This window comes from Pseudomonas sp. FW215-R2 (assembly GCF_058789255.1).
The window spans coordinates 14,341-41,083 of record NZ_JBYTBO010000005.1 but is presented as its reverse complement, the minus strand read 5'-3'; the positions used below and the strand labels follow the sequence as shown (position 1 = coordinate 41,083).

21 protein-coding genes are annotated in these 26,743 nt (G+C 60.7%); 9 read left to right on the top strand and 12 right to left on the bottom strand.

All coding sequences use genetic code 11. The annotated features are described in order from the left end of the window. The first annotated feature begins 148 nt into the window (after window positions 1–148). On the top strand, window positions 149–1,054 hold the full coding sequence (locus AC3WRD_RS08610; protein WP_102620244.1) for a LysR family transcriptional regulator: 906 nt from the start codon (window positions 149–151) through the stop codon (window positions 1,052–1,054). On the opposite strand, the gene AC3WRD_RS08605 is transcribed toward AC3WRD_RS08610, so the two are convergent. The 3 genes from AC3WRD_RS08605 to AC3WRD_RS08595 all read right to left on the bottom strand — a co-directional run bounded on the left by AC3WRD_RS08605 (window position 999) and on the right by AC3WRD_RS08595 (window position 3,172). Next, window positions 999–1,880 (bottom strand): carboxylate/amino acid/amine transporter, encoded by an 882-nt coding sequence (locus AC3WRD_RS08605; RefSeq protein ID WP_102620243.1) that lies wholly within the window; start codon window positions 1,878–1,880, stop codon window positions 999–1,001. The genes AC3WRD_RS08610 and AC3WRD_RS08605 overlap by 56 nt on opposite strands. A 212-nt stretch (window positions 1,881–2,092) precedes the next feature. Continuing rightward, complete coding sequence (locus AC3WRD_RS08600) at window positions 2,093–2,692, bottom strand: FMN-dependent NADH-azoreductase (RefSeq protein WP_096819354.1); 600 nt, start codon at window positions 2,690–2,692, stop codon at window positions 2,093–2,095. A gap of 165 nt (window positions 2,693–2,857) precedes the next feature. Continuing rightward, window positions 2,858–3,172: a 3-phosphoglycerate kinase gene (locus AC3WRD_RS08595; RefSeq protein WP_085710332.1), complete on the bottom strand. Its 315-nt coding sequence runs from the start codon at window positions 3,170–3,172 to the stop codon at window positions 2,858–2,860. 49 nt (window positions 3,173–3,221) lie between these two features. On the opposite strand from AC3WRD_RS08595, the gene AC3WRD_RS08590 reads away from it, so the two are divergent. The 5 genes from AC3WRD_RS08590 to aqpZ all read left to right on the top strand — a co-directional run bounded on the left by AC3WRD_RS08590 (window position 3,222) and on the right by aqpZ (window position 8,334). Next, window positions 3,222–4,145 carry a PA3225 family LysR-type transcriptional regulator gene (locus tag AC3WRD_RS08590; RefSeq protein WP_007956543.1) on the top strand — a complete coding sequence of 308 codons (924 nt, stop codon included), beginning with the start codon at window positions 3,222–3,224 and terminating at the stop codon, window positions 4,143–4,145. Between the two features lie 14 nt (window positions 4,146–4,159). Beyond that, window positions 4,160–4,963, top strand: a complete 804-nt coding sequence (locus AC3WRD_RS08585; protein ID WP_096819355.1) for an alpha/beta fold hydrolase — start codon at window positions 4,160–4,162, stop codon at window positions 4,961–4,963. A 3-nt stretch (window positions 4,964–4,966) separates the two neighbouring features. Next, complete coding sequence (locus tag AC3WRD_RS08580; protein ID WP_096819356.1) at window positions 4,967–5,530, top strand: peptidylprolyl isomerase; 564 nt, start codon at window positions 4,967–4,969, stop codon at window positions 5,528–5,530. Window positions 5,531–5,618: 88 nt separating this feature from the next. Beyond that, on the top strand, window positions 5,619–7,451 hold the full coding sequence (locus AC3WRD_RS08575) for an ABC transporter ATP-binding protein (RefSeq protein ID WP_102620242.1): 1,833 nt from the start codon (window positions 5,619–5,621) through the stop codon (window positions 7,449–7,451). A gap of 187 nt (window positions 7,452–7,638) precedes the next feature. Next, complete coding sequence (gene aqpZ / locus AC3WRD_RS08570; protein WP_096819358.1) at window positions 7,639–8,334, top strand: aquaporin Z; 696 nt, start codon at window positions 7,639–7,641, stop codon at window positions 8,332–8,334. A gap of 15 nt (window positions 8,335–8,349) precedes the next feature. Here the strand turns inward: aqpZ and AC3WRD_RS08565 are convergent, their stop codons facing one another. Then, window positions 8,350–9,474 carry a GNAT family N-acetyltransferase gene (locus tag AC3WRD_RS08565; protein WP_102620241.1) on the bottom strand — a complete coding sequence of 375 codons (1,125 nt, stop codon included), beginning with the start codon at window positions 9,472–9,474 and terminating at the stop codon, window positions 8,350–8,352. A gap of 280 nt (window positions 9,475–9,754) precedes the next feature. Here AC3WRD_RS08565 and AC3WRD_RS08560 point away from each other — a divergent pair, with 280 nt between their 5' ends. Continuing rightward, window positions 9,755–11,086: a putative porin gene (locus tag AC3WRD_RS08560; RefSeq protein WP_096819360.1), complete on the top strand. Its 1,332-nt coding sequence runs from the start codon at window positions 9,755–9,757 to the stop codon at window positions 11,084–11,086. A gap of 135 nt (window positions 11,087–11,221) precedes the next feature. On the opposite strand, the gene AC3WRD_RS08555 is transcribed toward AC3WRD_RS08560, so the two are convergent. From AC3WRD_RS08555 to aceK, 5 genes are all read right to left on the bottom strand, one after another. Next, the gene (locus AC3WRD_RS08555) at window positions 11,222–11,458 is read right to left on the bottom strand and encodes an anti-sigma factor family protein (protein WP_096819361.1); all 237 of its coding nucleotides are present in this window, start codon (window positions 11,456–11,458) and stop codon (window positions 11,222–11,224) included. Then, window positions 11,452–12,066 (bottom strand): RNA polymerase sigma factor, encoded by a 615-nt coding sequence (locus tag AC3WRD_RS08550; RefSeq protein ID WP_102620240.1) that lies wholly within the window; start codon window positions 12,064–12,066, stop codon window positions 11,452–11,454. Before AC3WRD_RS08550 ends, AC3WRD_RS08555 begins: the two co-directional genes overlap by 7 nt. Window positions 12,067–12,146: 80 nt before the next feature. Further along, window positions 12,147–13,268, bottom strand: a complete 1,122-nt coding sequence (locus tag AC3WRD_RS08545) for a beta-ketoacyl-ACP synthase III (RefSeq protein WP_096819363.1) — start codon at window positions 13,266–13,268, stop codon at window positions 12,147–12,149. A 318-nt stretch (window positions 13,269–13,586) separates the two neighbouring features. Further along, a complete protein-coding gene (gene hrpA / locus AC3WRD_RS08540) occupies window positions 13,587–17,498 on the bottom strand; it encodes an ATP-dependent RNA helicase HrpA (protein WP_102620239.1) in 3,912 nt (1,303 codons plus the stop codon). 135 nt (window positions 17,499–17,633) lie between these two features. Then, window positions 17,634–19,355: a bifunctional isocitrate dehydrogenase kinase/phosphatase gene (aceK, locus tag AC3WRD_RS08535; protein WP_102620238.1), complete on the bottom strand. Its 1,722-nt coding sequence runs from the start codon at window positions 19,353–19,355 to the stop codon at window positions 17,634–17,636. 417 nt (window positions 19,356–19,772) lie between these two features. Here aceK and AC3WRD_RS08530 point away from each other — a divergent pair, with 417 nt between their 5' ends. Together AC3WRD_RS08530 and AC3WRD_RS08525 are read left to right on the top strand one after the other, a co-directional pair. Continuing rightward, on the top strand, window positions 19,773–21,398 hold the full coding sequence (locus AC3WRD_RS08530) for a methyl-accepting chemotaxis protein (protein ID WP_102620237.1): 1,626 nt from the start codon (window positions 19,773–19,775) through the stop codon (window positions 21,396–21,398). Between the two features lie 84 nt (window positions 21,399–21,482). After that, entirely contained in the window at window positions 21,483–22,391 is a 909-nt protein-coding gene (locus AC3WRD_RS08525) for a DMT family transporter (RefSeq protein ID WP_096819367.1), read from the top strand. 57 nt (window positions 22,392–22,448) lie between these two features. Here the strand turns inward: AC3WRD_RS08525 and AC3WRD_RS08520 are convergent, their stop codons facing one another. The 3 genes from AC3WRD_RS08520 to cysK form a co-directional block, all read right to left on the bottom strand. Further along, window positions 22,449–23,312: a DMT family transporter gene (locus AC3WRD_RS08520; RefSeq protein ID WP_102620236.1), complete on the bottom strand. Its 864-nt coding sequence runs from the start codon at window positions 23,310–23,312 to the stop codon at window positions 22,449–22,451. A gap of 1,223 nt (window positions 23,313–24,535) precedes the next feature. Beyond that, entirely contained in the window at window positions 24,536–25,474 is a 939-nt protein-coding gene (locus AC3WRD_RS08515; RefSeq protein WP_096819371.1) for an aspartyl/asparaginyl beta-hydroxylase domain-containing protein, read from the bottom strand. A 187-nt stretch (window positions 25,475–25,661) separates the two neighbouring features. Continuing rightward, complete coding sequence (gene cysK / locus AC3WRD_RS08510; protein ID WP_102620234.1) at window positions 25,662–26,636, bottom strand: cysteine synthase A; 975 nt, start codon at window positions 26,634–26,636, stop codon at window positions 25,662–25,664. Between the last annotated feature and the right edge of the window lie 107 nt (window positions 26,637–26,743).

Sequence of the window (26,743 nt, the reverse complement as noted above, 5' to 3'; positions counted from 1 at the left end):
ATTCAGAGTTTCGATTGAGTAATGAGTGAGTCGAGTCGCTTGCCGTCTTCGGCGTTGTTGTCTCGGCTTGGATGTCACTTTAGGGGCTAGCCGATAAAGGGACAATTCCCTAAAATCGAGAATCATTGATTCTAAAACAGGGACAATCATGGATCGTATCGAATGCATGCGCGCCTTCGTGGTGACGGTCGGCGAAAACGGCTTCGCGGCTGCCGCCCGGGCCATGGACGTGCCCCGGTCGAAAGTCAGCAAACAGATTCAGGCGCTGGAAGAAGCCATCGGCGTACAACTGCTGCAACGCACCACCCGCAGCCTGCACCTGACCGAGGCTGGCGCCGAATATTTCGAAGCGGCGCGGGAAGTGATTGCGGCACTGGACGAGGCCGAGCAGCGAGCCCGGGACGGGGTTGGCGAATTGCGTGGTGTATTGCGGGTGAACGCGCCGATGTCGTTCGGCCTGCGGCGCTTGGGCAAGCTGATCCCGCTGTTCCACGAGCAGCACCCGAACATCGAGCTGCAACTGGTGCTCAGCGATCAGCAGGTCGATCCGGTGCGCGGCGGGTTCGACGTGACCATCCGCATTGCCAGCCTGCCCGACTCGACCATGATCGCCCGACAACTGGCGCCAGCGCCGCGAATCATGGTCGCCTCCCCTGCTTACCTCGAACGCGCGGGCACGCCGCAGACCCCGCAGGATCTGCGCTCGCATCAATGCTTGAACTACGGCTATCTGCAGAGCGGCGTCAGCCTGCAACTGTGCAATGGCAAGGAAACCCAGCGCGTCAACGTCACCGGGCCGCTGCACGCCAACAACGGCGACCTGCTGGCGCAAGCGGCCGAGGCCGGCATGGGCATTGCGCTGCTGCCGGACTTCATCGTCGAAGAAGCGCTGGCCGCCGGGCGGCTGGTGCCGGTGCTGTGCGAATGGCAAGCCCCGGCGATCACCATCAACGCGGTGTATTCGTCAGCCCGGCGGGTGCCGCAGAAGACCCGCGCGTTTATCGAGTTTCTGGTGGGGCAATTGGCGCCGGCTTGCGAATCCCCAACCGACTGATCCACACCGCCGCCAGAATCACGCCGCCACCGAGGAACAACCGCCCGAGCTCTTCGTGCTGATTCCAGATCAGCAGGTTCAGCAGCAATCCCACCGGCACGTGCAGGTTGTTCATCACCGCCAGGGTGCCGCCGTTGACCAGGCATGCGCCCTTGTTCCACCAGTACAGGCCGAGTGCGGTCGAGACCAGGCCCAGGAACACCAGCACGCCCCATTGCAACGGCGCTTCGGGCAGGAAGTTGGATTTGCCGAACAGCAGGAACGCCGGCAACGCCACCGCGAGTGCGCCGAGGTAGAAGAAGCCGAAGCGCCGGTAGTGCGGCAGATCGCTCGGGTGCTTCGCCACCAGATGTTTGTACAACACCTGCCCAGCGGCGTAGGTGAAGTTGGCCAGTTGCAGCAGCAGGAAGCCCATGAAGAAGTCCGGGTTGATCCGGTCATAGCGAATCACCGCCGCACCGCACACGGCCACCAGCGCCGCGATCAGCGCCCATGGATTGAAGCGGCGATTGAGCGCGTCTTCGATCAGGGTCACGTGCAGCGGCGTGAGGATGGTGAACAGCAGCACTTCCGGCACCGTCAGTACCCGGAAGCTCAGGTACAAACAAACGTAGGTCACGCCGAACTGCAACGCGCCGATCAGCAACATGCCGCGCATGAACGCCGGCTCCACCGAACGCCAGCGGGTCAGCGGGATGAACACCAGCCCGGCCAGCACCACGCGCACCAGCACCGCGAAGTAGCTGTCGACATGCCCGGCCAGGTATTCGCCGATCAGACTGAAGGAAAACGCCTGGATCAGCGTGACAATAAGTAGATAGCCCATGGTCGCCTCGATTTCGAATGGCGGCGACGATAGCGGTTTTTCCCGGCCATCGCTAAATCCCGGGCAAAAAAAAGCCCGATCTCGCTAAAGCGTTCAATCGGGCTACAGCACTCAGGAGCAACAAGTGCAAAGGGAGGTTCGATGCGCGTAGAGCCTTGAAGGGGTTGCGCCAGGTCACTAGAACAATCGGCGATTATCTGGCGATTAACATATCAAGCGACCTGGGACAGTTTCGCGTTGGCCTGGTTGAGGCCTTTCTCCTGGAAGTCGCCGCCCAGGTTCATGCCTTCGGCGTGGATGAAGGTCACGTCGTGGATGCCGATGAAACCCATCACCTGACGCAGGTACGGTTCCTGGTGATCCGCCGGGCCGCCGGCGTAGATGCCGCCGCGAGCGGTCAGCACGTAGGCACGCTTGCCGCTGAGCAGGCCTTGCGGGCCGGTTTCGGTGTACTTGAAGGTCACACCGGCACGCAGCACGTGGTCGAGCCAGGCTTTCAGGGTGCTTGGAATCGCGAAGTTGTACATCGGCGCGGCCATCACCAGCACGTCGGCGGCCAGCAGTTCATCGGTCAATGCGTTGGAGCGATCCAGCGAGGATTGCTCGCTGTCGTTGCGCTGTTCGGCGGATTTCATCCAGCCGCCCAGCAGGTTGATGTCCAGGTGTGGCACCGGGTTCACGGCGAGGTCACGTACGGTGATCTGATCGGCCGGGTGTGCCGCTTTCCACTGACTGATGAAGGTCTGGGTCAGTTGACGGGATACCGAGTCTTGCTGGCGGGCGCTGCTTTCGATGATCAGAACGCGGGACATGGTGTGTAGCCTCCATCCGAGAATGTTGTAAGTCGATGGAGTGAAGGTTAAACAGAGTCGTATCGATGAAAAAGCGCAAATAACTGCTATAAAGCATCGATAAATTCGTTTATAAGCTGACGCATACCTTGTGGGAGCACACGGGCTCCCACAAAGAGGCGGGTGTTATTTCGGGTTGCAGCTCAGTTCGACGCGCAGCTTGATGATCTCGCGGGAGAACTTGGCGGTGGCGTTGGTATGTTTGCCGGCCGGCACTTCGATATTGCGAGTGCGCGGCGCCTCCGGGCCGTTGCTGAATACGACTTTGCAGACCGCGTCGACCTCGCCGTAGTTGGCGACCCGGATGGAGCCGATGTCTTTATCGGTATCGAAGGACTCGTAGTCGATCTTCAGGCCATTGAGATTCTTCTGCACATCGATCGGATACGCAAACGCGGTCAGCGGCAGCAGCGCCAGCACCACACAACAGAATTTTTTCATTCGGCAGTCTCCATGAGGGACAGCCAGCTTAGGACAAGAGGAGCTATTGATGAAAGCGCCCCGCGTGACCCTTGATCAATGGCGAACGTTGCAGGCGGTGGTCGACCACGGCGGATTCGCCCAGGCCGCCGAGGCCCTGCACCGTTCGCAATCGTCGGTGAGCTACACCGTCGCCCGCATGCAGGACCAGCTCGGTGTGCCATTGCTGCGCATCGACGGCCGCAAGGCAGTGCTGACCGAAGCCGGCGGCGTGTTGCTGCGGCGTTCGCGACAACTGGTGAAGCAGGCCAGCCAACTGGAGGACCTCGCCCATCATATGGAGCAAGGCTGGGAGGCCGAAGTGCGGCTGGTGGTCGATGCCGCCTACCCGAGCGCCCGCCTCGTTCGCGCACTGACCGCGTTCATGCCGCAGAGCCGTGGCTGCCGCGTGCGTCTGCGTGAAGAAGTACTGTCGGGTGTCGAGGAAGTGTTGCTTGAAGGTGTAGCCGATCTGGCCATCACCGGTCTGAGCATTCCCGGTTACCTCGGCGCGGAGTTGAGCGACGTGGAATTCGTCGCCGTCGCCCACCCCGAACACGCGCTGCATCGGCTGAACCGCGAGCTGAATTTCCAGGACCTGGAAACCCAGATGCAAGTGGTGATCCGCGACTCCGGCCGCCAGCAACCCCGGGACGTCGGCTGGCTCGGTGCCGAACAGCGCTGGACCGTCGGCAGCCTCGCCACCGCCGCCAATTTCGTTTCCAGCGGCCTGGGCTTTGCCTGGCTGCCACGGCACATGATCGAACGTGAATTGAAGGAAGGCCTGCTCAAGCTGCTACCGTTGGATCAGGGCGGCAGCCGCAATCCGAGTTTCTATCTGTATTCGAACAAGGACAAACCGCTGGGCCCGGCCTCGCAGATCCTCGTCGAACTGTTGCGCACCTTCGACACCTTGCCGCTGGACGCACCGTTCGCCGCCCCCGAACAAGCCTGACACGGAGTTCACCGATGGCGTATTTCGAGCATGAAGGTTGCAACCTGCACTACGAGGAATATGGCCACGGCGATCCGTTGCTGCTGGTTCACGGGCTCGGTTCCAGCACGCTGGACTGGGAAATGCAGATCCCGGCACTGGCCGCGCAATACCGGGTGATCGTCCCGGACGTGCGCGGCCATGGCCGTTCCGACAAGCCCCGCGAACGCTACAGCATCGCCGGGTTCAGCGCCGACATCGTCGCCCTGATCGAACACCTGAAGCTCGGCCCGGTGCACTACGCCGGGCTGTCCATGGGCGGCATGATCGGCTTCCAGTTCGCCGTTGATCAGCCGCAGATGCTCAAGAGCCTGACCATCGTCAACAGCGCGCCCGAGGTCAAGGTGCGCAGCCGCGACGATTACTGGCAGTGGTTCAAGCGCTGGAGCCTGATGCGCCTGCTGAGCCTGGCCACCATCGGCAAAGCCCTTGGCGCCAAGCTGTTCCCCAAGCCGGAGCAGGCAGATTTGCGACAGAAGATGGCCGAGCGCTGGGCAAAAAACGACAAACGTGCTTATCTCGCCAGCTTCGATGCGATTGTTGGCTGGGGGGTTCAGGAACGACTTTCGAGGATCTCCTGTCCAACGCTCGTCGTCAGCGCCGACCGGGACTACACCCCCGTTTCGCTGAAAGAAACCTATGTCAGACTGCTGCCCGATGCGCGGCTGGTGGTGATCGCCGATTCACGCCACGCCACCCCGCTCGATCAACCCGAACGTTTCAATCAAACGCTGCTGGAGTTTCTCGCCACAGCCGATATTCACCCTCAGGATCACTGAACCATGCTGAAAAAAATCGCCCTCGCCGCCGGCACCGTGCTGTTCGCCGCCAACCTGATGGCTGCCACGCCGGCCAAGGCGCCACACGTCGAACTGGTGACCACCAACGGCACCATCGAAATCGAGCTGGACCCGGTCAAGGCGCCGATCAGTACCAAGAACTTCCTTGAGTACGTCGACAGCGGCTTCTACACCAACACCATTTTCCACCGCGTGATCCCGGGCTTCATGGCTCAGGGCGGCGGTTTCACCCAGCAGATGGCACAAAAAGACACCAAGGCACCGATCAAGAACGAAGCCAGCAACGGTCTGCACAACGTTCGCGGCACCCTGTCGATGGCCCGTACTTCCGATCCAAACTCGGCCACCAGCCAGTTCTTCATCAACGTTGCCGACAACGCGTTCCTCGATCCGGGCCGCGACGCCGGTTACGCCGTGTTCGCCAAAGTGGTCAAGGGCATGGACGTGGTCGACATCATCGTCAACTCCCAGACCACCACCAAACAGGGCATGCAAAACGTGCCTGTCGACCCTGTGATCATCAAGTCGGCCAAGCGCATCGACTAAGCTTTACAGGGCGTATCGAGCGGCGCTGACCTGATGTCACGCCGCTCACACTGATAAAAGGAGAGCCCGTACTCCGGGCGGTTATCTGATGTTCTATCGCCGTTTCGAACAACTGATCGACATATTCCGTGACGCCCCGACGGCGGCTCCGCCGAACCGTGTTCTTCCCTTCTATACCTATTACCTTAAGCAGGTCTGGCCAAGTTTCGCCGCCCTGCTGGTGGTCGGCCTGTTCGCCGCACTGATCGAAGTGGCACTGTTCAGTTACCTGAGCCGCATCATCGACCTGGCCCAGGGCACGCCGAATCCGAATTTCTTCCACGACCACGCTTTCGAACTGACCTGGATGGTGGTGGTTGCACTGGTGCTGCGCCCGATCTTCTTCGGCCTGCACGACTTGCTGGTGCACCAGACGCTGAGCCCGGGCATGACCAGCATGATTCGCTGGCAGAACCACAGCTACGTGCTCAAGCAGAGTCTGAACTTCTTCCAGAACGACTTCGCCGGGCGCATCGCCCAGCGCATCATGCAGACCGGCAACTCGCTGCGCGACTCCGCCGTGCAGGCGGTGGATGCGCTGTGGCACGTGCTGATCTACGCGGTCAGTTCGCTGGTGCTGTTCGCCGAGGCCGACTGGCGCCTGATGATCCCGCTGCTGACGTGGATCGCCGCTTACATCGGCGCACTCTATTACTTCGTGCCACGGGTCAAGGATCGCTCGGTCGCGGCTTCGGATGCGCGTTCGAAGCTGATGGGCCGGATCGTCGACGGCTACACCAACATCGCCACCCTGAAGCTGTTCGCCCACACCAACTTCGAACAGCACTACGCCCGCGAAGCCATGCAGGAGCAGACCGAAAAGGCCCAGATGGCCGGTCGTGTGGTCACCAGCATGGACGTGGCGATCACCACCATGAACGGCCTGCTGATCGTCGGCACCACCGCGCTGGCGCTGTGGCTGTGGTCGCAGTCGCTGATCACCGTCGGTGCCATCGCCCTGGCGACCGGTCTGGTGATCCGTATCGTCAACATGTCCGGCTGGATCATGTGGGTGGTCACCGGGATCTTCGAAAACATCGGCATGGTCCAGGACGGTCTGCAGACCATTTCGCAACCGGTCAGCGTCACCGATCACGAACAGGCCAAACCGCTGGCCGTGGCCCGTGGCGAAGTGCGTTTCGAGCACGTGGATTTTCACTACGGCAAGAAGAAAGGCATCATCGGCGACCTCAACCTGACCATCAAACCGGGGGAAAAGATCGGTCTGATCGGCCCGTCCGGTGCCGGCAAATCGACCCTGGTCAACCTGCTGCTGCGCCTGTACGACGTCGAGGGTGGGCGGATCCTGATCGACGGCCAGAACATCGCCGAAGTCGGCCAGGAAAGCCTGCGCGCACGGATCGGCATGATCACCCAGGACACTTCGCTGCTGCACCGTTCGATCCGCGACAACTTGCTGTACGGCAAGCCTGACGCCACCGACGCCGAACTCTGGGAGGCGGTGCGCAAGGCCCGTGCCGATGAGTTCATCCCGCTGCTGTCGGATGCCGAAGGTCGCACCGGTTTCGATGCCCATGTCGGCGAGCGCGGGGTGAAACTGTCCGGCGGCCAGCGCCAGCGGATCGCGATTGCGCGAGTGCTGCTCAAGGACGCGCCGATCCTGATCATGGACGAAGCGACCTCGGCGCTGGACTCGGAAGTCGAAGCGGCGATCCAGGAAAGCCTGGAAACCCTGATGCAGGGCAAGACCGTGATCGCCATCGCCCACCGCCTCTCGACCATTGCCCGAATGGATCGGCTGGTGGTGCTGGAAAACGGCAAGATCGCCGAAAGCGGCAACCATGCCGAACTGCTGGCCCATGGCGGGTTGTATGCGCGGTTGTGGGCGCACCAGACCGGAGGGTTTGTCGGCATCGACTGACCCTGCGCGAAACACAAAAACCGCCACAGCCCCTCTGCCACGGGCTCTGGCGGTTTTTTATCGCCTGCTGGAAATCCCTTGAATCCCTGCTGTAATCAGCGAAGGTTCTGGAGATGAACCTGTCGTAATTCTGCAAGGAAGCACAACTCGATGCAGTCTCGATAGCACGTCTATCAAGGACACTCTCATGTCTCTGTTCAAACGTTCAGTCACTGAGTTGTTGGGTACGTTCTGGTTGGTATTGGGCGGGTGTGGCAGTGCGGTGATCGCCGCGTCTTCACCTATGGGAATCGGCGTGCTGGGGGTCGCCCTGGCGTTTGGTCTGACGGTGCTGACCATGGCGTTTGCCATCGGCCACATCAGCGGATGTCACCTCAACCCGGCCGTGTCGGTCGGTCTGGTCGTCGGCGGTCGGTTTCCGGCCAAAGAGCTGCCTGCCTACATCATCGCCCAGGTGATCGGCGGGATTCTGGCAGCGGCATTGCTCTACCACATCGCCAGCGGCAAGGAGGGTTTCGACATCGCCGCCGGCCTTGCCTCCAACGGCTATGGCGAGCACTCGCCGGGCAAATACTCGATGGCCGCCGGGTTCGTCACCGAACTGGTGATGACCGCCATGTTCGTGGTGATCATCCTCGGCGCCACCGACAAGCGCGCGCCGGCCGGACTGGCACCGATTGCCATCGGCCTGGGCCTGACGCTGATCCACCTGATCTCGATTCCGGTGACCAACACCTCGGTCAACCCGGCCCGCAGCACGGGCCCGGCGCTGATGGTCGGTGGCTGGGCGATCGCGCAGTTGTGGATGTTCTGGGTCGCGCCGTTGCTGGGCGCGGTGGTTGGCGGCGTGGTCTATCGCTGGTTGGGCAAGGAAGACAGTTGAGGGCAGCGGCGAGGATCAGGCTTGCCGATACGGCAAGGCGCTCCTCGCCTCTTCCGCGTAAGCCAGAACACCGGCGCGTTCCTGCTGAAGGAAATCCTTCACGGCGGCTTTCAGGCCGGGATGACGCAGGTAGTGCCAGGAATGGGTGATCACCGGTTCAAAGCCGCGAATCAGTTTGTGTTCGCCCTGGGCGCCGGCGTCGAAGCGCTGGAAACCCTGGGCAATCGCGTAGTCCATGCCCTGATAGAAACAGGTTTCGAAATGCAGCCGGTCGAACTCGGCCAGGCAACCCCAGTAACGACCGTAAAAGCTGTCGCCCCCCACCAGACTGAACGCCATCGCCACCGGCCTTGAACCCTGTTTGGCCAGCACGACACGAATCGATTCCGGCATGCGCTCGGCCAGCAGACTGAAAAACTCCCGTGTCAGATACGGCGCCTGACGACGCACCGCATAGGTGTTGGCGTAGCAGGCGTAAACAAAATCCCACTGCGCCTCGTCCAGTTCTCGTCCTTCCAGCCACTCGAATTCGAAGCCCTGCCCCGCCACTTGATCGCGCTCCTTGCGCATCTGTTTGCGCTTGCGCGAACTGAGCACGTCGAGAAAGTCCTGGAAGTCGCGATAGCCACGATTCTGCCAGTGATATTGACAGCCGATGCGTTGCAGCCAGCCCGGTTGTTCGGCCATGGCAGCGTCGGTGAAGGGGTCAGTGAAATTGATGTGGGCGCTGGAGAGTTCTTCGATTTGCAGATAGCCCGGCAGGCTCTTGAGCAGTTCGAATCCATCCTCGACGTTCGCCGCCAGCAACCGTGGACCACTGACCGGGCTGAAGGGCACGGCGCTCAGGAACTTGGGGTAGTAATCAATGCCGGCGCGGGCGCAGGCGTCGGCCCAGCCGTGATCGAACACGTATTCGCCGTAGGAATGCCACTTGCGATAACCGGGCAGCGCCGCGATCAAGCGACCGTCTTCGACATGCAGCAAATGCTCCGGCTGCCAGCCGGTGTGCGGGCCGACACTGCCGCTGTCTTCCAGCGCGCCGAGGAAGGCATGGCGCAGAAACGGCTGGTTGTCCGGCACCAGTGCATCCCAGAGCGCCGGTTCGATTTCCGACAGTTTTTGCAGGCGCTGCAACGGCATTTTCCTCTCCACATCCGGGCCTGAAAGCCTCGCGAGTATCGCCCATCGCCTTGATCTTGCACACGACCAATTGCGCGACAGCGCTCTAAATCAATAGTTCACGGAAGTTTTGTATCGTCATCAATCTGCCATCACCGTGCCACTGCTCTGTCATAAACCATCGCGATACTGGCGCCTGTTTTTAGAGCGCCGGGTTCTACCCGGACACAGTTTTCCGACGTTCAAATCGTCGGTTGTGCCCAGGATGGTTCAGCCATCCCTCTCATCTTCGGAGATTGCTATGCGTCTTGCTTCCACGAAAACTGCGGCAGCCCTGTGCGGTGGCCTGTTGCTGGCCATGAGTGTTCCGGCCAGTGCCGCAGTCGACGCCAAACTGCTCGAAATGCTCAAGGCCAACGGTTCCATTACCCAGGCGCAGTACGTAGAACTGCAAACTGAACTGGCCCAGGATCAGAAGGCCCAGCAAATCGCGCAGCAGGCGCAGCAAGAGACCAACGAGCAGATCGCGGCGACCGCGAAGAAAACCAACGAACTGAGCACCTTCGACCAGAAACTGGCCTGGGCTGCCAAGACCCAGTTCAAGGGTGACGTGCGTTTCCGTCAGGAAACCGTCAAGAACGATGGCGTACCGAACGCCAAGGACCAGGACCGTCAGCGCATTCGTGCCCGTCTGGGTGCCTACACCGAAATCAACCCGCAGGTGGACACCGGTATCCGTATCGCCACCGGCAGCAGCGACGACGCCCGCTCCACCAACCAGGACCTGAACAACTACTTCGACAAGAAGCAGATCTGGCTCGACCAGGGTTACGTCGACTACCACCCTGACGCCATCAAGAACCTGCACCTGATCGCCGGTAAAATGAACCAGCCTTGGGTGAGCATGGGCGACATCATCTGGGACAGCGACATCAACCCGGAAGGCCTGGCCGTCACCTACAAGTACCCGCTGAACGGCAGCGCCGAGCTGTTCGGTAGCGCCGGTCACTACACCCTCAAGGACAACGTCGATGGCGAAGGCGTGCAGTTCAAGCACGACCTGCGCCTGTACGCCGGCCAGTTGGGCGGTCGTTTCGCACTGACCGACAGCCTGAAACTGACCCTGGGCGGCAGTATCTATTCCTACGACAACGACAAGGACAGTGCCTGCCCGACCACCGGCACCGTGACCGCGCCATGCGCCCTGGCCGTCAACGGCAACAGCCCGAACGAAACCTTCAAACTGTATGAAGGCTTTGGTCAGCTGGACGTCGCCAACCTGCCAGTACCGCTGTCGATCTACGGTCAGTACGTCAACAACAACGACGCCAGCAACGACCAGGACACTGGCTGGCTGGCCGGCGTCAAGACCAAGGTTTACGGCTTCGGGATCGACTACAACTACCGCGATGTACAGCGTAACGCTGTGGTGGGTGCCTTCACCGACTCCGACTTCGCCAACGGCTACACCGGTTCGCGCGGCAGCAAGCTGAAAGTGAGCTACGAGCTGGACAAGAACTTCACCCTGGGCGCCACGTATTTCATGGCTAACTCGGACTACACCAACGCCAGCCTCAAGAAGACTGACTCCGACATCAACACCCTGCAACTGGATGCCGAAGCCAAGTTCTAAAACAGCAATGCCAGGCTTCAAGCCGCGAGTGAATGCCTCACTTGTCGCTTGAAGCTGCTTTTCTCCTACAGCCCGGCGCAGCAGCAGCGATCCCCATCATCCGTTCGCCGCCGTTGTGCCGGGCTGTTTTTTGCCTCAGGAATTGTCTTTTCGTCGCTGCTCGGCCAAGCGCTCGGCCAACGCGTCCAGATCCCCTTCCGGTTTCTCCGGCATCTTGCGCAACGTCGCCTGCATCAGCCGCATCTGGCGAATGAAACGCCGGCAATTGGGGCAGAACATCAGGTGATGACGCACCATCAGCTTCTCGCGAAAGCTCAACTGGCCATCGAGATAATCGCTGGATCGTGCCACTTGCTCCTTGCAGGTCAACATTCGCCGGTCTCCTCAAAATGTTCCACGGTCGCGAAGACCTTCAAGCGTGCCCGATGCAGCAGCACACGGACATTGGAGAGCGAGATCTCCAGAAGATTACAGATCTCTTCCAGCTCCAGGCCCTGACGCTCGCGCAGCAACAGCACACTGCTTTGCAGTTCTGACAGGCTGAGCAGCGTGTGCTCCAGGCATTCGCGCAGTTCATTCTCGGTGAGCAGCGCCTCGGGCGTGTCCTGATGCCAGGCGAACGGTGCGACCAGCCAGTGACCGTCGCCGGGAGAAAAACGGTCGTCGTCGATGGTGCCGTGGGGCGACGGCAGATCATCCATCAGCACTTCCCGGCGATTCTGCTTGTAGCGACCCTTGGCGGAGTTGGCGGTGATGGTCAGCAGCCAGGTCTTGAGACTGGAGCGGCCCTCGAAACTGCCGATATGACGCACCACCGACAGCCACGCGTCCTGCACCACTTCCTCGACATGACGCTGACCGACAATCGCATAAGCCACCGCGCGCATGGCGCTCTGGTATGTCGTGACCAGTTCCTTGAAAGCCTTTTGCTCGCCGGCCAGCAGGCGTTCGAGCAATTGAGTGTCATCCGTTGCAGCCATCGATACCTCACGGGCAAAAAAAATCGCAGCCTGCGACGGCTCCCGAAGAAGCGCGCAGGCTGCGATCTTTTAACACGGACTCAGCGTTTGCGCAGAATCACGCTACCAATCGAATAACCGGCACCGAACGAGCTCAGTACCGCCAGCGAACCGGCCGCCAGATCGTCCTGGTACTTGTGGAAAGCGATCACGGAACCGGCGGAGCTGGTGTTGGCGTAGGTGTCGAGAATCACCGGCGCTTCTTCTTCGGTGGCTTCGCGGCCCAGCAACTTGCGCACGATCAGGTGGTTCATGCTCAGGTTGGCCTGGTGCAGCCAGAAACGCTTCACGTCGCCAACGTTGAGCTTGTTCTCTTCCAGATGCTCGCCGATCAGCTCGGCCACCATCGGGCAGACGTCCTTGAACACCTTGCGACCTTCCTGCACGAACAGTTTGTCGCGGGCACCGATGCCCTCTTCCGCCGCGCGGTTGAGGAAGCCGAAGTTGTTACGGATGTTGTTCGAGAACTTGGTCAGCAGTTTGGTGCTGACCACGTCGAACTGGTGTTTCGACGTCGCCGTATCGGCACGCTCGATGACGACGGCGGTGGCGGCGTCACCGAAAATGAAGTGGCTGTCGCGGTCGCGGAAGTTCAGGTGACCGGTGCAGACTTCCGGGTTGACCATCAGGATCGCCCGGGCCTGGCCCAGTTGCACGGTGTTGGCGGCTTGCTGGATGCCGAAAGTCGCCGACGAGCAGGCGACGTTCATGTCGAAACCGAAACCCTGGATGCCCAGCGCTTCCTGGACTTCGATGGCGATGGCCGGGTAGGCGCGTTGCAGGTTGGAGCAGGCGACGATCACGCCGTCGATGTCGGCGGCAGTCTTGCCGGCACGCTGCAGGGCTTGTTCGGCGGCACCGATGGCCATCTGGCAAAGCACCGACCACTCGTCGTTGGAACGCTCCGGCAGGCGTGGCGCCATGCGCGCAGGGTCGAGAATGCCGTCCTTGTCCATGACGAAACGGCTCTTGATGCCTGAGGCTTTTTCGATGAACGCGGCACTGGATTCGGTCAGGGCCTGGATTTCACCGCTGGCGATGGCGTCAGCGTTGTCGGCGTTGAACTGCGCGACGTAGGTATTGAAAGACTGCACCAGCTCTTCGTTGGAGATGCTGTTGGCCGGGGTGTACAGGCCGGTGCCGCTGATGACGACGTTATGCATGGTCGTTTCTCTAATCTGTTCAGGCAGAAAGTGCTGGCACCGACGTGCCAACACGCAAAGGGTCTATTCCCATAGAGGGGACGCAAAAACCTGGCATCGCTTTATTCCGACCTCTCCCGCGGCTGACAAGGCTCAAAACCGCGGGGCCGGCGTTTATAGGCGCGAAGTTTGCCATAAACCTTGGCATTTGGCGCCTTTTGGTGATCGTTCCCACGCTCCGCGTGGGAATGCAGCCAGGGACGCTCCGCGTCCCAAAAGCGGACGCAGGGCGTCCGGGGAAGCGCTACCACGCAGAGCGTGGGAGCGATCAGGCACTCGCTAGGGTTCGACCTGTGTCCACTGTTTGTTCAGGCGCTTGTCGGAGATCGGCACTTTCGTCCCCAACTGCTGGGCGAACAGCGAAACCCGATACTCTTCCAGCCACCAGCGATACAGCTCGAGCTGCGGATCGCGTTTGCTTTCCTGCGCGTGTTTGGCCGCGCGCGTCTGGTATTGCGTCCAGAGCCCGGCGAGTTCGCCGCTCCAGACCCGATCCTTCTGCACCTGCGCGCCCAGTTTTTCGAAACGTTGCTCGACGGCCTTCAGATAACGCGGCAACTCCTTGAGCCACAGCATCGGCGTTTCGCGGACGAAGCCCGGATACACCAGATGGCTGAGCTGCAGCTTGATGTCGTTAAGCGCCACCGCCTGAGCCAGGTCGATCTTGCCCTTGAAGCGTTTTTGCAGACCGTGCCAGAGCTTGAGGATTTCCAGGGTCAGACGCGCCACCCGTTCGGCGTGCTCGGTCCAGCTGCCACGCTTGCGCTCGGCCAACGCGGCCAGACCTGCGCCGTCACGAGGCAACGGATCTTCGCCATCAAGAATGCAGCTGTCGAGACTGGCCAGCAGAATGTCTTCCACCAGCGCATCGACCCGGCCCAGTTCGCGGTACAACAGGCCCAGTTCGGTCAGGCCCGGTAACTTGCCGCGCAGGAACTTGGCCGGTTCAGCCAGTTGCTGCATCAACAGTCGCTGCAAGGCGCGGCGATGCTGGAACTCGGCTTCGGCCGGGGTCGAGAAGCGCCCTTCCTTGACCGTACCGCCCTCCTCCACCAGCGCCGGATAGACCGTCATCGACAACCCGGCAATCTTCTGCTGAGTCTTTTCCGCCACCGCTGCGAAGACCTTGGCTTCCACCGGTTGCTGGCTTTTCGCGCTCTGTGGCACAGCCAACGCAGCTTGGCTGGCTTCGGCGAAACGTGCGGTCAGCTCCGCCAGATCCCGCCCTTCGCCAAGGAACTTGCCCTGGCCGTCGACGATTTCCAGGTTCATCCGCAGATGGCTTTCGACCTGTTGCTCAGCTTCCGCCCAGGCTTCGTCGCTGACCCGCGCACCGGTCATGCGCAGCAATTCACGGCCCAGCGCTTGCGGCAACGAACCTTCGGCAAAGGTCATGCGTTGCAGCGCAGCCTTGATGAAGTCCGGCACCGGCACGAAGTTCTTGCGCAAGGCCTTGGGCAGGTTACGCACCAGCGCAATGCACTTGGCCTCGATCAGCCCCGGCACCAGCCATTCCAGGCGTTCCGGCGGCAGCATCGGCAACAGCGGTGCCGGTACGCGCAGGGTCACGCCGTCACGCGGGTGATTCGGTTCGAAGTGATAATTCAGCGCCAGTTCCAGGTCGCCGATGTGCAGTGTGTCCGGGTAATGCTGGGCGGTGACTTCGCTGGCTTCGCGGGCCAGTACGTCTTCCTCGCGCATGATCAGCAGTTGCGGGTCTTTCTGGCTGTTGACGCGATACCAGCTGTCGAACGTCGCGGTCTGGTGGATCTCCGCCGGCAGTCGCGCATCGTAGAACGCGAACAGGGTTTCCTCGTCGGCCAGAATGTCCCGGCGGCGAGCCTTGGCTTCCAGTTCGTCGAGCTGTTCCAGCAGTTGCTTGTTGGCCGTCAGGCATTTGGCCCGGGACTGAATCTCGCCACGCACCAGGCCTTCGCGGATGAACAGCTCCCGCGAGACCACCGGATCGACCGGGCCGTAATGCACCGGCCGACGACCAACCACGATCAGGCCGAACAGGGTGATCTGTTCGAACGCGACGACCTGGCCGCGCTTTTTCTCCCAGTGCGGTTCGAAGTGGTTCTTCTTGATCAGGTGCCCGGCCAGCGGTTCGATCCAGTCGGCGTCGATCTTGGCCACCATCCGCGCATAGAGCTTGGTGGTTTCCACCAGTTCGGCGGTCATCACCCACTGCGGGCGCTTCTTGCCGATGCCCGACGACGGGTGAATCCAGAACCGCCGCTGACGGGCGCCAAGATAGTCGCCGTCCTCGGTTTTCTGACCGATCTGGCTGAGCAGACCGACCAGTACCGCTTTGTGCAGCTTCGGATAGTCCGCCGGCTCTTTATTGAGGCTCAGCTGCAAGTCGCGGCAGATCAGGCTCAACTGACGATGGGAATCGCGCCACTCGCGCAAGCGCAGGTAGTTGAGGAAATTCTTGCGGCACCAGTTGCGCAGCGGGCTGGCAGTCAGCGCCTGGCGCTGCTCTTCGAAACCGCGCCACAGATTGACCAGACCGGCGAAGTCCGAATCGATGTCCTTCCACTGGGCATGAGCCTGATCGGCCGCTTGCTGACGCTCCGGCGGACGCTCACGCGGGTCCTGAATCGACATGGCACTGGCGACGATCAGCACTTCCTGCAGACTGCCGAGTTTTGCCGCTTCGAGCAGCATGCGGCCCATGCGCGGGTCCACGGGCAGGCGCGCCAACTGGCGGCCGAGCGGGGTCAGCTGACTGTTGCGATCCACCGCCGACAGCTCTTGCAGCAGGTTGAAACCGTCGCTGATCGCCTTGCCGTCCGGCGGCTCGATGAACGGGAAATCCGTGATCTCGCCGAGGCGCAGATGCAGCATCTGCAGGATCACCGCCGCAAGGTTGGTGCGCAGGATTTCCGGATCGGTAAATTCCGGCCGACCGAGGAAATCCTCCTCGCTGTACAAGCGCACGCAAATGCCCGGCTCGACCCGACCGCAACGACCTTTACGCTGATTGGCGCTGGCCTGGGAAATCGCTTCGATCGGCAGCCGCTGGACCTTGGCGCGGTAGCTGTAGCGACTGATGCGCGCGGTGCCGCTGTCGATCACGTAACGGATACCCGGCACGGTCAACGACGTTTCGGCGACGTTGGTCGCCAGCACCACGCGACGGCCCGGGTGAGACTGGAAGATCCGCTGCTGTTCGGCCGGCGACAGGCGCGCGTACAGCGGCAGGATTTCGGTGTGTTTGAGCTGAGCTTTACGCAGCATGTCGGCGGCGTCGCGAATCTCGCGCTCGCCGGGCAGGAACACCAGCACGTCGCCAGGACTGCGGCGCTCGCTGCGCTCATAGGCGGCGATTTCGTCGAGGGTGGCGAGGATCGCCTGATCCACGGTCAGGTCGTCCTCGACGCGGTTGCCCTCTTCGTCCTGCTCCAGCGTCAGCGGGCGATACCAGGTGTCCACCGGGAAGGTGCGGCCGGACACTTCGACAATCGGTGCATCATCGAAATGCTTGGAGAAACGCTCCAGATCGATGGTCGCCGAAGTGATGATGACCTTCAGGTCCGGACGACGCGGCAGCAGGGTTTTCAGGTAACCGAGCAGGAAATCGATGTTGAGGCTGCGTTCGTGGGCTTCGTCGACGATGATTGTGTCGTAGCGTTCGAGGTAGCGGTCGTTCTGGGTTTCCGCCAGCAGGATGCCGTCGGTCATCAGTTTGATCAGGGTGTTGGAATCGCTCTGGTCTTCGAAGCGCACCTGATAGCCGACCAGCGCGCCCAGCGGCGTACCGAGTTCTTCGGCGACCCGGCTGGCCACGCTGCGCGCCGCAATTCGACGCGGCTGGGTGTGGCCGATCAGGCCATGTTGGCCGCGACCGATTTCCAGACAGATTTTCGGTAACTGGGTGGTTTTGCCCGAGCCGGTTTCGCCGGCGATGATCAGCACCTGGTGCTTTTCCAGGGCCTTCTTGATTTCGTCACGCTTGGCCGCAATCGGCAGGCTGTCGTCGTAACGGATCACCGGCAGGCTGGCCTTGCGCGCCAGCACCTGATCGCAGGACGCCTGCATGCGCGCCACCCACTGGGCCAGTTTGGCCTCGTCAGGTTTCTTGCGCAGCTCAAGCAACTGCCGCCGCAGCCGGTGGCGGTCGGCGAGCATGGCGTGATCGAGGTTTTTCAGCAGTTTGTCGATGGAGGGCGATTCGTCGGTCATCGGGTACGCAATTCGGTCGTCTAGTGGCGCAAGGACGCGATTGTCGCAGAAAAGCAGCTACAAGCGCCAAGCTACAAGCCGCAAGTTGAAAGCGGCCTTTGACTTGACGCTTGTAGCTTGCTGCTTGCGCCTGCTTTATTCGTTATCCAGCCCCTTGCGCCGATACGGAAAGACGTCGATAACCTTTCCGGCCCGGATCGCCTCCTGCAAGCCCTTCCAGTAATCGGCGTTGTACAACTCGCCATGCAACTGATCGAACAGTTTGCGCTGCGCTGCATCGGCAAACAGGAACGGTGGAAACTCTTCGGGGAACACATCCAACGGACCGATCGAATACCAGGGTTCGGAGGCCATTTCGTCCTCTGGCGTACGGGGTGCCGGGATATGGCGGAAGTTGGCTTCGGTGAGGAAGCAGATTTCGTCGTAGTCGTAGAACACCACCCGGCCATGGCGGGTGACGCCAAAGTTTTTCAGCAGCATGTCGCCGGGGAAGATGTTGGCCGCCGCCAGTTGCTTGATCGCCAGACCGTAATCCTCCAGCGCTTCGCGTACCTGGGCTTCGTTGGCGTTGTCCAGATAGAGGTTCAGCGGGGTCATCCGGCGTTCGGTCCAGCAGTGGCGGATCAGCACGGTTTCACCTTCCAGCGACACCGTGGACGGCGCGACTTCCAGCAATTCCGCCAGACAGGCCGGATCGAACTTGCTCAGCGGAAAACGGAAGTCGGCGAACTCCTGGGTATCAGCCATGCGCCCGACGCGGTCGACGCTTTTTACCAGTCGGTACTTCTCGATCACCGTGGCGCGGTCGACGTTTTTCGACGGCGAAAAACGGTCCTTGATGATCTTGAACACGGTGTTGAAGCCCGGCAACGTGAACACGCTCATGACCATACCGCGCACGCCCGGCGCCATGATGAATTGGTCATCGGTGTTGGCCAGGTGGTTGATCAGGGCGCGGTAGAACTCGGATTTACCGTGCTTGTAGAAACCAATCGAGGTGTACAGCTCGGCGATGTGCTTACCCGGCAGGATGCGCTTGAGGAAGCCGATGAACTCCGCCGGCACCGGCACATCCACCATGAAATACGAACGGGTGAACGAGAAGATGATCGACACATCGGCTTCGTCAGTGATCAGCGCGTCGATCTGTATCCCCCGCCCCTCGCGGTGCAGCAGCGGAATCACCAGCGGCCACTGATCGTCGTTGGTGTAGATGCGTCCGACCAGATAGGCACCCTTGTTGCGGTACAGCACCGAGGAAAACAACTCGACGCTCAGTTCCGGGTCCTTGCACACCCAGTCCGGCAGGTTCTCGCGCAGTTGCGCTTCCAGACGCTGCAAGTCGCGGGGCAAGTCGGCATATGCCTCGCTGAAACGATAATCGGCAAAGATGCTCGCGAGCATGCCCGACAACTGCCCTTGCGGCTTGTAGGTGCGGGTCTGCGCAGCCCGTGCGCGACGCAGGCTCGGCCGGGTGGTGTGGATGAACATGCAGCCGTCGCTGATCAGGTCGTGGCTGAACAGGCCGCAGAAAATCGAGTTGTACCAGGTCTCGGAGAGTTCATCGTCGAAGCGCAGGTCGATGATGCTGATGTAGGCGCTTTTCACCAACGGCCAGCAACTGACCTCCATCAGCGTGTCCGGCTCGAAATACTCGCGCAGGCGCGCGATGGTTTCGTTGACCTTGTCTTCGTAGAGGTTGATCCGCGCCGCCGACGCGGTTTGCGTCTCCTGCCAGCGCGCCTGCTCGAAGCGTTCCCGGGCGCCGTCGGTGATCCGCCGGAAATGCTCGCGGTAATCGTCAAAGCCATCGAGGATCATGCGGGCGATGTCGGTGGCTGGCCATTGCTGCGGCATAGATGAGACCTCTGCGGGAATTGAAGAATCTGCGCTCGAAGGCCTGAGCTTAGCCACGGAAGCGGGGGCAGGAGAAGTGCAATTTCTGCCAAATCCTCGACCGGGTTGTACAGCGACACAGTTTTTATCAAAGTTTTTTGAATCGACCGTTCGGTCAGTAAACATCCAGAACGGCACTTCCCCCTGCACGGCGCCAGCCCGCGTTTTCTCTGGGTTTCGGATCCAACTTATCAACGACATCTCTAGTCCGCGCCTTTGCACGAGGTGTTCACGCCTGTCCATTCCTCGCGGCGTCGGTCAAAAACGGCCCTTACCAAGATACTGGCACTTTGATATACAGCCCGCCATCACCCGCCTCACAACAAGATCCTCGGCCCACGAGGACGACCTCTCCCCCAATGCCCAAGGAGCACATTGATGTCTATCCGGAATCTGCGCATAGGTTTGCGCGCCAGTTTGAGTTTTGCCGTTCTGGCCAGCCTGCTGGTGGTGGTTGGCCTGTTCGGCCTGGGACAGATGAAAACCCTGCGCGAGAGCGCGGCGGTGATTGAAGAATCGTGGATGCCCAGCATCGAAAGCATCCATGACGCGGCAGCGAACATCGCCAGCATCCGCCTCGAATCCCTGCGCCTGATCACCAGCACCCAGGCGGCCATTCGCGAACGAAGCAAAGGCATTCTCACCGCGCAACGCCAGGAATTGCTCAAACGCCTCGACGACCATAAAGCCCTGATCGCCAACGATCAGGAACGGGCGATGCTGGAAGGTCTGGGCGCCGACACGGCCAAGTACCTGAGCATCCTCGACCAGATCCTCAAGCAGATCGACGCCGGACAGAACGATCAGGCCTACGCGCGCCTGACCAATGAACTGGCGCCGCAGGGCACGGTGCTCGACAAGACCCTGGAGCAAATGATCAGTCTCAATCAGCAAGGCGCGGATGCCGCCGCCAGGTCTGCGGCGGCGATGTACCAGCAGGCGCTGTGGATCGTCGCCACGATCATCGTCATCGCCCTGATCGCCACGTTGCTGCTGGCCTGGCTGCTGACCCGCAGCATCACCGCGCCGATCAATCAGGCGTTGAACGTGGCACGGCGCATTGCCTCCGGGGATCTCAGCGGTCGCATCGACAGCGAGGGTCGGGACGAAGCCGCGCAGTTGCTCAACGCTCTGGCTGAAATGCAGGGCAATCTGCGCTCGACCATTCGCGGCATCAGCGAGTCAGCCCAGCAACTGGCCTCCGCCGCCGAGGAAATGAGTTCGGTGATGGAACAGAGCACCCGCGGCCTGCAACAGCAGAACGACCAGATCGAACAAGCCGCCACCGCGGTTACCGAGATGAGCACGGCGGTGGATGAAGTCGCGGCCAATGCGGTGTCCAGTGCCGAAGCGTCCGAAGCCTCGAACGAAGACAGCAAGCACGGGCACGTGCAGGTCAGCGAGACCATCAACTCGATTCAGGAACTGGTCAGCGCGGTGCTCGGCGCCTCCGAACAGGCCGAGGGTCTTGCGACCCAGGCCCAGGACATCAGCAAGGTGCTGGAGGTCATTCGCGGCATCGCCGGGCAGACCAACCTGCTGGCACTCAACGCCGCCATCGAAGCGGCACGGGCCGGAGAGGCCGGACGCGGGTTTGCGGTGGTCGCCGACGAGGTTCGCTCGCTGGCGCAACGTACGCAAAATTCCACCGAAGAAATCGAGCTGATGATCAGCAGCATCCAGCAAGGCACCGGCGCCACGGTCGGCGCGTTGCAAAGCAGCGCCGAACAGGCCAGCCAGACCCTGCGCCGAGCCAACAGTGCCGGTCATGCACTGGAGAAAATCACCGCGTCGATTTCTCAGATCAATCAGCGCAACCTGGTGATCGCCAGCGCCGCCGAACAGCAGGCGCTGGTGGCCCGGGAAGTCGACGAAAACCTGGTGACCATCCGCGACCTGTCGACCCAGACCGCCGCCGGTGCGACCCAAACGTCTGCCGCCAGTCAGGAACTGTCGCGCCTGGCCGTCGACCTGAACGGCCTGGTGACGCGCTTCGTGCTCTGAGCGAAAAATTAAATGCCCGTTTAGCGGTTGCCATCGTCAGGGCGCTCGGCAACACTCTCGTCCCCATCAAGGAAGGAGTTGCCCGTGAGCCCTGTCGATATTTTCCGCATGTTGTCGCTGGCCGCGATCTGGGGTGCGAGCTTCCTGTTCATGCGCATCATCGCCCCCACGATCGGCACCGTTCCTACCGGATTTTTCCGGGTCTCGATCGCGGCGGTCGGTTTGCTGGTGATCCTCGGCCTGATGCGCATCAGCTGGGACTTCAAAGGCAAACTCAAGACCGTGATGCTACTGGGTGTGATCAACTCCGGCGTTCCGGCCACCTTGTATTCCGTCGCTGCCCAGGTGCTGCCGGCCGGGTACTCCGCAATCTTCAATGCCACCACACCGCTGATGGGCGTGTTGATCGGCGGGCTGTTCTTCAGCGAAAGACTCACAGTGGCCAAACTGGCCGGGGTTTTCCTTGGCCTGCTCGGCGTGGGCGTGCTGACCCGCGCCGGCCCGGTCGCGTTCGACCTGCCGCTGTTGATGGGCGCTGTCGCCTGCCTGCTCGCAACGACCTGCTACGGCTTCGCCGGGTTCCTCGCTCGACGCTGGCTGGATCAGGCCGGCGGGCTCGACAGCCGTCTTTCGGCTTTGGGCAGTATGCTTGGCGCTACCCTGTTCCTGCTGCCACTGTTTGGCTACAGCGTCATCACTCAGCCGCCGGTGAGCTGGGGTGGCTGGAATGTCTGGTTGTCGCTGTTGGGCCTGGGTCTGGGCTGCACCGCATTTGCCTACATCATTTACTTCCGTCTGCTGAGCTCCATCGGGCCGGTGAAATCGATGACGGTGACCTTTATGATCCCGCCGTTTGGCGTGCTGTGGGGCGCGTTGTTTCTCGATGAACCGCTGTCGATGGCCCACGTGTATGGCGGGGTATTGATCGCGATTGCGCTGTGGCTGGTGTTGAAGCCGGCGGCGGTGAAACCGGTAGAAGTCGCGACTCGCTGATCAGCAGATGTAAAAAGGCCCGGGAGTTTCCTCCCGGGCCTTTTTCATACGCGTTTCTTATGCCGGTTTACGGAACACAAAGACCAGACCGACGATGATCAACAGCATCCCCAACACGCTCAACGCCGCCAGGCGATTGCCGAAGATCAGGTAATCCATCACCGCCGTCACCGCTGGCACCAGATAGAACAGACTGGTGACATTCACCAGATTGCCCCGGGCGATCAGTCGGTACAGCAGCAAGGTCGCCAGCACCGACACCACCAGTCCCATCCAAAGCACCGGCACGATGAAGCCGGCGCTGTGCTCGAAGTGAAAAGGCTGGAACGGCACGAAGATCCCGCACAACAACAGCCCCGCCAGATACTGCACCGGCAGCGTGCCGAGGGGATTGTCGGTGATGCGCTTCTGCATGATCGAGCCGAACGTCATGCTCGCCAGTGCCAGCAGACCGAACAGCATTCCCGCCAAAGACATCCCGGCCAGACCAATGCCCTGGTAGACCACCATGATCAGACCGGCCAGTCCCAGCGCCAGACCGAAAATGCGGCTCGCCGAGCGCTGACGCTCCATGATCACCACCGTGAGAATCGGTTGCACACCCATGATGGTGGCCATCACGCCGGGGGTGACCTTCAGGTCCAGTGCCAGCAGATAGAAGATCTGGTAAGCCCCCAACAGCACCACCCCGGTGGCCATCGCATACAGCATCGGCTTGCCACCCTTGGGCAGCTTCAACTTGAGCAACGGCACCAGCAGCACCAGCCCGCACAGGGCAATCACAAAACGGATCAGCAGAAAGGCAAAGGGCGAAGCGTGGGCCAGCCCCCACTTGGAGAAGATCGCCCCGCTGCTCCACAGCAGAACGAACAGGCTCGTGGACGCCGCCGCGAGCGCGGACTTTTTCGAAAGGACAAACATGAATACCACCTGTAGTCAGGCAAATAGCCAACTCAGCCGAAGCTGAAATTCAGTAGGTTTTTTCAGGCAGGCACAGGGGTCAGCAGAAAACGCTGATCAGCCCGAAACGCCAACGCCCGGCGGTGATACGACTGCGCACACCGGCGTGCTACTGACAGGTGGGGGGTAATGACTGATCTGCACAGGCTGCTGATTCCCGCACGGCACGACGCCAGCGTTGACCGCTGAATCGACTACCGCGTTGATGAGGGATGCAGGCATTGGGCTGATCTTTTTTGAAGGGTTGAAAGGTGAGCCGTAGAACTCACGAGCGCCGACTATAACCAGCCTGCGACATGGATTGCAATGAGTTGGACAAAGGGCCAGTAGCGACAGGCTGAGGGTAGGCGCATAGGCTCGTTTGCAATTGCAACGACCATTGATGGGGATATGGAATGCGCGAGATCACATGCCAAGGGAACGGAATCATCTGCGGTATCAGTTGTACAAGTCGCAGGCAAGAAAACTTGCCCGCGCTGCCACTACTCAACTCCAGATTGATCTGGAGATCGCTGGCCCCACAACTCTTGACCTATCGACTCGTTGGCGCTGAGCGCTTTTGAATGTTGGGAGAGCCCGCACTTTTCATGGGTAGACGTCATTGGATGGAAAGCACGCGAACCTCTCGCTCTCGACATCGCAATCTGGTTTGAATCTGAACTGTGCGGACTTTGCTTTGCCAACCCGAATAAAAGTCGACGACGCATTCGAATCGTACGACTGGAGGGGCGGCCAAGAGAAACTCATCCATTGAAAAACCGCGTTGCACCGTTATCCGTTCTGGCTATTGAGCAATACGCCCGCATCATTGGCAGCAGTTTGATCGAGGTTCAAGAGCCATTCCAGGGAGCAGTGCCAATTTACGAACAGCTCGGCTTCGGTCTGGATAACGATGGTCGTCTTGTCAAAACAGTAGGGAGCCTAGTATTGTGAAAAACGCTCAAATATTGATCAACCACGGTGGGAACATGCGCAAAGAAATAAAAAAGTCCCCCAGAAAGAAAAAACCGCACGCAATGAAGGGTGAAGCTGATCCGACGGTACTGACAGCCAGTCAACGGCGGCTCCTACAGATCATTGCAACTGGCACCTCTATCGATGAACCAAGCTTACTCGCTGGACGTCCCTGATTCAGAAAACAAAAAACCGCTCAAGTGAGCGGTTTTTCATTTCTGCATCCAGCCTCAACCAAAAAGCCAATACCCCAGCAACGTCAACACCACCACCGCCAGCACCGGCCGCATTACGCGGTAGGCCTTTGGATTGCGGCGTTTCCACTGTTTGACCACACCACTGAACCGGTCGCTGAAGTTCTTGGTCCAGGCATAAGCCTGGTTGATCCCGCCGACGCGTTCGTCGTCGAGGTTCTGCGGTGCGGTGGCGCGACCCAGCCAGGCGCTGATGAAGCGGTTGATGCGGGTCATCAGGCGGTTGCTCAGCGGACGCTCGATGTCGCAGAACAGGATAACGCGGGTCTTTTCGGTTTCGTTCTTGACCCAGTGCACGTAGGTCTCGTCGAACATCACATCTTCACCGTCGCGCCAGGCGTAAACCTGACCGTCGACGAAGATCCGGCAATCGTCGGAGTTGGGCGTCGACAGACCGAGGTGATAGCGCAGGGAACCGGCGAACGGATCGCGGTGCGGATTCAAATGGCTGCCGCCCGGCAACAGCGCGAACATCGCACCCTTGACGTTGGGGATGGCACTGACCAGTGCCACGGTTTTCGGGCACAGGGTTTCGGCCGATGGCAGCGGTTTGTCGTACCACTTGAGGTAGAAACGCTTCCAGCCCTTCTTGAAGAACGAGCCGAAACCGGCGTCGTTGTTCTTCTCGGCGGCGCGGATGTAGCCCTCGTCGAACAGGTGCATCGCTTCGTCGCGGATGGTTTCCCAGTTGTCGCGCAGCACGTCCAGTTCCGGGAATTTGCTGCGATCCAGATAGGGCTTGGACGGCACGCCGGAGAACAGGTACATCAACGCGTTGTACGGAGCGAACAGCGCCGAATGGTTGACGAACTGACGCAGCACCGGCAAACGCGCCTTGCCGCGCAAATGCACGTAGAGGATGCTGCCCACAAACAGCAGCAACACCGACACCTTGGCGGCTAACGAAAAGGTCATCAACAACTCCTTGAAAAAAGACAACGCCACGCAATGTCATTTACCCGACATGGCGGCCGGCCATGATAAACACTACCGGCTCCGGGAAAAACCCGCCCGACCCAAGATTCAGTGTTAAGAATTGCGCAACAAAGCATTAATTAACATATCGGTCCTGAACCCTGGCTGACCTGAATCAACGGGACGCTTACTGCTGGTTTTCCTGATCGGTGAACAGATCGCTGAACAACATGCTCGACAGATAACGCTCACCGGAGTCCGGCAGCACCACCACAATGGTCTTGCCCTGCATTTCCGGGGTTTCCGCCAGGCGCACTGCAACGGCCATCGCCGCACCGCAGGAAATGCCGCACAAGATCCCTTCCTCCTGCATCAGGCGCAAGGCCATCGCCTTGGACTCTTCATCAGTCACGCGCTCGACCCGGTCGACCATCGACAGATCCAGGTTCTTTGGTACGAAACCGGCGCCAATGCCCTGAATCTTGTGCGGGCTCGGCTTGATCTCTTCGCCGGCCAGCGCCTGGGTGATCACGGGCGAAGACACCGGCTCCACCGCCACCGACAGAATCGGTTTGCCCGCCGTATTCTTGATATACCGCGACACACCGGTGATGGTTCCGCCGGTGCCGACGCCCGCCACCAGTACATCGATCGCACCGTCGGTGTCGTTCCAGATTTCCGGACCGGTGGTTTTTTCGTGGATGGCCGGGTTGGCCGGGTTGTCGAACTGGGACGGCATGAAGTATTTGCCCGCGTCGCTGGCGACGATCTCGTTGGCCTTTTCGATTGCGCCTTTCATGCCTTTGGCGGGCTCGGTCAACACCAGCTCGGCACCCAGCGCCTTGAGCACCTTGCGCCGCTCGATGCTCATCGAGGCCGGCATGGTCAGCATCAATTTGTAACCGCGAGCGGCCGCCACAAAGGCCAGGCCGATGCCGGTGTTGCCCGAGGTCGGCTCGACGATGGTCATGCCCGGCTTGAGTTTGCCGCTGCTTTCGGCGTCCCAGATCATGTTCGCGCCGATCCGGCACTTCACCGAATAGCCCGGGTTGCGACCTTCGATCTTGGCCAGGATGGTCACGCCACGGGGCGCAATGCGGTTGATCTGCACCAGCGGCGTATTGCCGATGGAATGGGCGTTGTCAGCAAAAATGCGGCTCATGGCTGGGTCCTTATGCAGCGTTGAATTCAGCTCTCCAAGGTAAGCCTGTTGCTCCTGCCAGTCCAGTCGGGTCGAACGTCTGCTACAGGCGGCAGTCCATCGCTTAA